This window comes from Brevibacillus sp. FW306-2-1A-C05A, assembly GCF_058781555.1.
The window spans coordinates 23886-30492 of the sequence record NZ_JBYSWV010000053.1; the positions used below are offsets into that span (position 1 = coordinate 23886).

At 55.7% G+C, this 6607-nt stretch carries 5 protein-coding genes; all 5 read left to right on the top strand.

Annotated features, from left to right (window positions below):
* Positions 1 to 24: 24 nt before the first annotated feature.
* The 5 genes from gnd to AC3WJN_RS22275 all read left to right on the top strand — a co-directional run bounded on the left by gnd (position 25) and on the right by AC3WJN_RS22275 (position 6275).
* A complete protein-coding gene (gene gnd / locus AC3WJN_RS22255) occupies positions 25 to 921 on the top strand; it encodes a phosphogluconate dehydrogenase (NAD(+)-dependent, decarboxylating) (protein ID WP_005831865.1) in 897 nt (298 codons plus the stop codon).
* A 170-nt stretch (positions 922 to 1091) separates the two neighbouring features.
* Positions 1092 to 1235 (top strand): AraC family transcriptional regulator, encoded by a 144-nt coding sequence (locus tag AC3WJN_RS22260; RefSeq protein ID WP_007786507.1) that lies wholly within the window; start codon positions 1092 to 1094, stop codon positions 1233 to 1235.
* Positions 1232 to 2245 (top strand): MFS transporter, encoded by a 1014-nt coding sequence (locus tag AC3WJN_RS22265; RefSeq protein ID WP_007786506.1) that lies wholly within the window; start codon positions 1232 to 1234, stop codon positions 2243 to 2245. Before AC3WJN_RS22260 ends, AC3WJN_RS22265 begins: the two co-directional genes overlap by 4 nt.
* 176 nt (positions 2246 to 2421) lie before the next feature.
* Positions 2422 to 3690 carry a class I SAM-dependent methyltransferase gene (locus AC3WJN_RS22270; RefSeq protein ID WP_007786505.1) on the top strand — a complete coding sequence of 423 codons (1269 nt, stop codon included), beginning with the start codon at positions 2422 to 2424 and terminating at the stop codon, positions 3688 to 3690.
* Positions 3690 to 6275, top strand: a complete 2586-nt coding sequence (locus AC3WJN_RS22275) for a metallophosphoesterase (protein ID WP_007786503.1) — start codon at positions 3690 to 3692, stop codon at positions 6273 to 6275. The genes AC3WJN_RS22270 and AC3WJN_RS22275 overlap by 1 nt, the downstream gene beginning before the upstream one ends.
* Positions 6276 to 6607 lie beyond the last annotated feature (332 nt).

Sequence of the window (6607 nt, forward strand, 5' to 3'; positions counted from 1 at the left end):
ACCCCAAAGGAGTGACGTACGCGAATGAAACTTGCGATACTCGGTTTAGGCAAAATGGGTTACAACCTGACGCTCAACCTGCTGTCCCACCAGCATGAGGTAGTGGCTTACGATGTAGACAACAGCCGCGCAGAGGAGCTCGGCCGCGAAGGAGCGATTCCGGCAGCTTCCGTGGAGGATGCGGTGGCGAAGCTGGAAGCGCCGCGCGTCATCTGGCTGATGGTTCCGGCGGGCGAGATCGTGGATCAACTGGTCGACCAGCTTTCCACCATGCTCGCGCCAGGGGACATCGTGATCGACGGCGGCAACTCGCACTACAAGCAGTCGGTTGAGCGCTACGAGCGGTTGAAAGCAAAAGGCATTCACTTCCTCGACGCGGGGACGAGCGGCGGCATGGAAGGCGCTCGCCACGGGGCATGTATGATGATCGGCGGGGATCGCGAGGCATTCGCTCATATCGAACCGATGATTCGCGACATCAATGTGGACAAGGGCTACCTGTACACAGGCGAAGCGGGCAGCGGTCACTTTTTGAAAATGATTCACAACGGCATCGAGTACGGCATGATGCAGGCAATCGGCGAAGGCTTCGAGGTGCTGGCGAAAAGCCAGTACGATTACGACTTCGCGGAAGTGGCGCGCGTGTGGGCGAACGGCTCTGTCATCCGCGGCTGGCTGATGGATTTGACCGAGCGCGCTTTCCGCAAAGACGCGAAGCTGGACGATATTCGCGGCGTCATGCACTCGTCCGGGGAAGGCAAATGGACGCTGGAAACCGCCCTGGATTTGCAAGCGGCCACTCCGGTTATCGCGATGTCGCTGCTCATGCGCTACCGCTCGCTTGACGAAGACACGTTCCATGGCAAAGTCGTAGCCGCGCTGCGCAACGAGTTTGGCGGCCACGCGGTGGAAAAAAAATAACCCGATGCTCGACAAAAAGGATGACGGCAAAGCCGCTCTCTACAAAGGAGAGGCTTTGAGGCTCATCCTTTTTTTGCGCGGCTTTCTTGTCGCTTCCGTGGAGCTCTGATACAATGCCGTCATATTGATTGAAAATGATTATCATGCGCAACATTTGGGAGTGAACGCGATTGTTTCATACACAAGTTTTGCAGCAGGTCATGGCGTACATGGAAGCGCACTACCGCGAGGAGATTAACCGCGAGATGCTGGCGCGAATGGCAGGGATGAGCGTCTGGCACTTTTCCCGGGTTTTAAGCAGCAGTTCGGGATGAGTCCCTCCGATTGTTTGAGCCAGATTCGCATCAACCGGGCCAAGGAGCAGCTTTTGACGTCGCGCTCTCCCGTCAAGGAAATCGCCGCGCAGGTCGGGTTTGCCGATGAATTTTACTTCAGCCGCAAGTTCAAGAAAACGGTCGGCACGGCGCCGTCCGCGTTTTTGGGCAGCAAAAAGTCGCACATGGCGATCATGAACTTTCCGTATGTGGGGCATTTATTGGCATTGGGTGTTGTGCCGAGCATCGGGGTGTACGACCAAAACCGGGACCGGCATCGCCGCGAGCTGCTAGGGGCCAGGTTGCACTACCCGCTCAAGCGGACGAAGCGCTTTGAAGCGCAACTCGCCGACTACAATTTGCAGGCGCTGCGCGAGTCGCGGCCGGAGCTGATCGTCTGCAGCGATTACGACAGCGAGGCGTACGGGCTTTCCACCATGCAAAAAATGGGGCCGACCGTGGTCATTCCGTGGATCTACGTAATGGCCGAGGTCGGCCTGGCGACCTGGCTGCCGACGTACTTGGTGCAGGTGAGAGGGATTGCCTTGACGGAAGGAGCCTTTTACTTGTCCGGGTTTTATCTCGTCTTCACGATAGGGCGGTTGACGGCGCACAGGTGGATCGGCCAGGAGAAGGCGGTGCTGCTGTGCTCGCTTTCCGCCATTGTGGCGCTTGCGCTCGCCATCGCGGGGAGCAGCGGCACGCTCGGCTTTTTCATCGCCTCTGGCATCAGCTTCGCGGCGATTTTTCCGACGATTGCCGCCATCGCCTGCCAGCTCTATCCCGCGCACACGGGCAAAGTTCTCGGATTTTTGTTCACGCCCTCCGGCATCGGCTCCCTGCTCGCGAACGCAGCGATCGGGGCGGCCGCCAGCCAGTACGGCATGGGCTTCGGCTTTTCCCTGATCCTGATTTTTCTCGCCCTCGTCGTGTGCATGGGCAGCGTGATGAATGGGAATAAAAAGAAGCACCAGCCATTGCCAGTCGAGCCGTCTCTGGAAAACGAGTGAGCTGCGCCGGGCAACTGCACAACCGCGCAACCACGTCAGGCAATCGAACCTTTTCTACCGAGAAGGTTCTTTTTTTGCCCGAAAAATCCGGTTCGTAATACTTCTGCCCTGTTCATTCCAGGTGAAATGGCAGAAGATGGTCCTACAGCAGCTTGGGAGGAAGGAGAGAAACGAAAATGGCCATCGTCCAATTGCGCTCGGAGAACCCGGCCTTCTCGTACCTTATCAGGAAAAATCCGGCGTCCGGACTGACGCTCCGGTCGGTTCGCAAAGGCATCGCCTACGGCTGGTATTCGGAAGCCTCCGTCTACCACGTTTATTTTAAAGACGCCGACAACGAAGTATCGTACAAACAGTTTGCAGAGGAGCGGTTTGAATACCTCAACGTGTCCCGTTACAACACGCCTTTGTTTCCGCTCAACGCGATCAATGAATTTTTTTCAACGCCGATGAAAACGCGTGACGAGCGCGACGTCGAAGGGTACACGCACACGTTTTTCATCAACATGATCCACATCGAGCTGGTGCGCTACATCGAGTTTTTCCAGAAGCACGTCCCAGACTTTTCGTTCGACATCCGGCATCACGCCCATAAAAGCTACGCCTTGACCATCCGCACGCAAAAAAGCTTGTACGACCTGCTGCATGTGGCGAGCGTGCTCTGTTTGTTTCTCGCTACGTTTGGCAAGGAGCATCTCGACATTTCCGAGAGCATTCTCGACAAATACATCAAGAGCATCAACGCGATGGATGCCCCGTTTTACATTCGCAGCCTGTTCGCGCGCCAGTTTCTGAATCGGCGGGAGCATTTTCGCAAGTACAAGTCGCAGCTTGAACAGACAGAGCGGTACGCGATTCAGCTCGAATATGGCAGCACCGGATTGCAGCGGAGAAACTTCATCGCATCAAAGCTTTCTTTTGCCCGGCCGATTCTCGACGTCGGCTGCGGCGAAGGGTTTTACGCCTTGCCGTTTGCCGCGAAGCTGGCGCATTGCTACTACGCCGTCGACATCGACGAAGAGCGGCTGGCGCTGGTCAACCGCAAAGCGGCGGCGAAAGAGGTCGACAATATCGTCCTGTTTCCGTCTGTCGATGCCTTTTTGCACGACTACAACGGCGAGCAGGTCGAGATCGTTTTGACCGAAGTGATCGAGCATATGAGCCAGGACGAGGCGCGGGCGCTCATTTTGCAGTTGTGCCGACAAGTCGATTTCGAGCGCTTCATCATCACGACACCGAATGCAGACTTTAACCCGTACTACGAGCTGGCCGGGTTTCGCCACGACGATCATCAATGGGAAATGGGCCAGGCCGCTTTTCAGTCGTGGATGCACGAAATTGTGCATGAAGCCGCCGTCCAGGCGGAGTTCGTCGCAATTGGCGACCGGGTGAACGGCCTGCCGACTACCCAAGGGGTCATTTTCAGAAAAAGGGGACGTAACTGATGCGCATTTCCACACAACTGCACACGATCTTCATGCTCGTCGGCCCGACCGAATGCGGAAAAACGACCTTTGCCACAGAAGTGCTGATTCCGCAGCTTCGCATCGAGGACGCGGCCAGACAGCTCAAGGCGAATGTGGCGTACATTTCCTCGGACGACTTGCGGCAGGAGCTGCTCGGGCATGCGTACGACAAATACGATCAGGTCATGCTGGAGGCGAGCGAGCAGGCTTTTTCGCTCCTGTTTGAAAAGCTGCGCCTCGTCACATCGTTTCCGATCAACGCGCCGTTTGTCGTGGTCGACACGACGGGCCTCGCCGAAGACTTCCGGGCCCGTGTCTGCGAAATCGCCCGCGAAAACCATTACAACCTGGAGGTCATCGTATTCGACTACCGCAAGCGCGAGGACTACTACGCCTCCGAACGGTCGAAAAAGCTGATTACGAGCCACATTCTCCGGCTGAAAAAGGAAGTGTTGCGCGCCTTGTCCAAAGAAGGGTACGCGAACATTCACCGCATCCGCGCCAAAGATTTTTACGAGCCGGCGGAGGCAAAAGCCAACGAAGCGTACCAGGTCGTGATCGAAAACAAAGCCGATTATTTGGCGACGATTCTTATCCCCGACACTCGCTACATCATCATCGGCGACGTGCATGAATGTGTGCACGAACTAAAACGGTTGCTGGCCGCCCACGGGTACCACCTCGACAACAACCGGCTTGTGGTCACAGACAAGGTGCGCAACACCAAAGTCATTCTCGCGGGCGACTGGATCGACAAAGGCAAGCAGACCCGCGAGATCATCGAGTTTCTGTACGACAACCAGGAGCATTTTTTGCTGGTGCGGGGCAATCACGAACATTTTGTCTACCACTTTTTGCAAGGAAAAATCAAAGGAGTCGAGCCAGAGCTGCTCGCTACGTATTTCGATTCGATCGCTGTCTTGCGCGACGATTTGCTGCTGCAACAAAAGTTCAACCATTTGTGCGCGGTTTCCCGGCCTTTTTACCGTTGCATCGCGCTTGCGAATCCGTCCTACTACGTCACCCATGCCCCGTGCCAAAACAAATACATCGGAAAGCTCGATGCCGTTTCCGTGCGCCAGCAGCGAAACTTCCGGCTCGATCGATCCACTTCTGTCGAAGAGCAGCTCGGCTTTTTGCGCGAGGAAGCGGTCGGCAACCATCCGTATCACTTGTTCGGCCACATCGCGGCCAAACAGGCTTTTCGCCTGAAAAACAAGCTGCACCTCGACACCGGATGCGTACAGGGCAACGCGCTGACCTCTGTTGTGATGGGGCACAAGCCTTTGTACAAGACAGAGCGCTCTGTCCATGCGGCGCTTGTGGAGGAGTTGCCGAGCTTGTTCCAGGAACAACGGCACGTCTCGCTGCAAGACCTGGCAGAAGAAGAGCTGCGCCGCTTGCACTACTGCCTGCACAACAAGATCAACTTTATTTCCGGGACGATGCCGCCAGCGGACAAAGACGAAGCGGCAGGCGAGCTGGAGTCGCTTTGGGCGGGCTTGCGCTATTTTGCGGAGCGCGGAGCCAGGCAGGTCGTGCTGCAACCGAAATACATGGGCTCCCGCTGCAATCTGTACCTCCATCGCGAACTGGCACATTGCTTCGCCGTCAGCCGCAACGGCTACAAGATCACGCAGGTTGACTTGACGCCGATTTACGCAAAGCTTTTGGACAAATTCGGTCCGTACATGGAAGAGCAGCAGGTAAAAATGCTGCTGCTGGACGGAGAGCTGCTCCCGTGGCGGGCGATTGGCGAGGGATTGATTGAAAAGCAGTTCAAACCGATTGAAAAAGCGCTGCACAGCGAGCTGTCCTACTTGCAGGAACACGGATTTGAGCAGGCGCTCCGCAAGCTCGTTGACGAATACGAGGCCAGCGGCTTTGAGCAGGACCAGTTCCATCTTGCCAAAAGCGCTTTGACCGAGAAGTACGGCTCCACCCTCTACCAAAACTACAAGCACGTTCGCGAAATCAAAGAAACGCTCGTTCCCATCGAGCAGCAGATGGCTGCGTATGCTACGTATGAACAGCAGCTCGCACTGTACGGCGAGCCAGGCGAGCTGGAATACAAGCCGTTTGCCGTGCTGAAGCTCGTCTACGAAACGGGGGAGGAACAGTTGCCGGATTGGCGAACGTCGGAGATGTATCGGTTTGTCAGCGAGGATGACTGCCTCGTAGTCGATCTGGACGAGGCGGATGCGTATGAACAAGCCGCGCGCTTTTTCGCGAAAACGACGCTGGATCAACAGATGGAAGGGATCGTCATCAAGCCGGAAGTGCCAAACGAAAAGACGGTTCCGGCGATGAAGGTGCGCAACTCCGACTACTTGTCGATCATTTACGGCTACGATTACCGTTTTCCGCACAAGTACCGCAAGCTGATGAAGCAAAAAAACATCGGCCAAAAGCTGCGGACGGCGATGAAGGAGCACGAATTGGGCAAAAGCATGCTGCTCGTCAAGTTCGCGGACATTTCGCCCGCGCACGAGGCGTATCAGCAAACGGTCGCGACGATGCTGTTCGAGGTCGCACAGGAAAAAGAGATCGACCCTCGGTTGTAGGGATTTTTTCATACGGGGGGATCGAGCTTCCAGAGGGGGAAGCCCTCGTAAAAGAGGCCAAAGGCGAGCAGCAGGAACAAAAACCAGATCACCAGCCGGAATTTTTAATAAAAACGCTTCATGCTTTCCTCCAGAGCCCTTTTTCCTCTGATTATAAACCGGGGCAAGCAGGACAGGAAATTTTATCCAGACAACAACCCGGATGTGGCTTTCAACCGCCGTCCCAAAAAGAAAGCCTGGGTCCTCTTGGAAAAGTGGTATTATCCCCTCATGGTAGACAGTGAAAAAAGACCTCATGGTATGATGAGATCAACACTGTTGACCGGAGGGGA

Bases quoted from the DNA above. Each gene is read 5' to 3' on its own strand.
- gnd (WP_005831865.1), top strand. From the start codon at position 25: ATGAAACTTGCGATACTCGGTTTAGGCAAAATGGGTTACAACCTGACG.
- AC3WJN_RS22265 (WP_007786506.1), top strand. From the start codon at position 1,232: ATGAGTCCCTCCGATTGTTTGAGCCAGATTCGCATCAACCGGGCCAAG.
- AC3WJN_RS22270 (WP_007786505.1), top strand. From the start codon at position 2,422: ATGGCCATCGTCCAATTGCGCTCGGAGAACCCGGCCTTCTCGTACCTT.
- AC3WJN_RS22275 (WP_007786503.1), top strand. From the start codon at position 3,690: ATGCGCATTTCCACACAACTGCACACGATCTTCATGCTCGTCGGCCCG.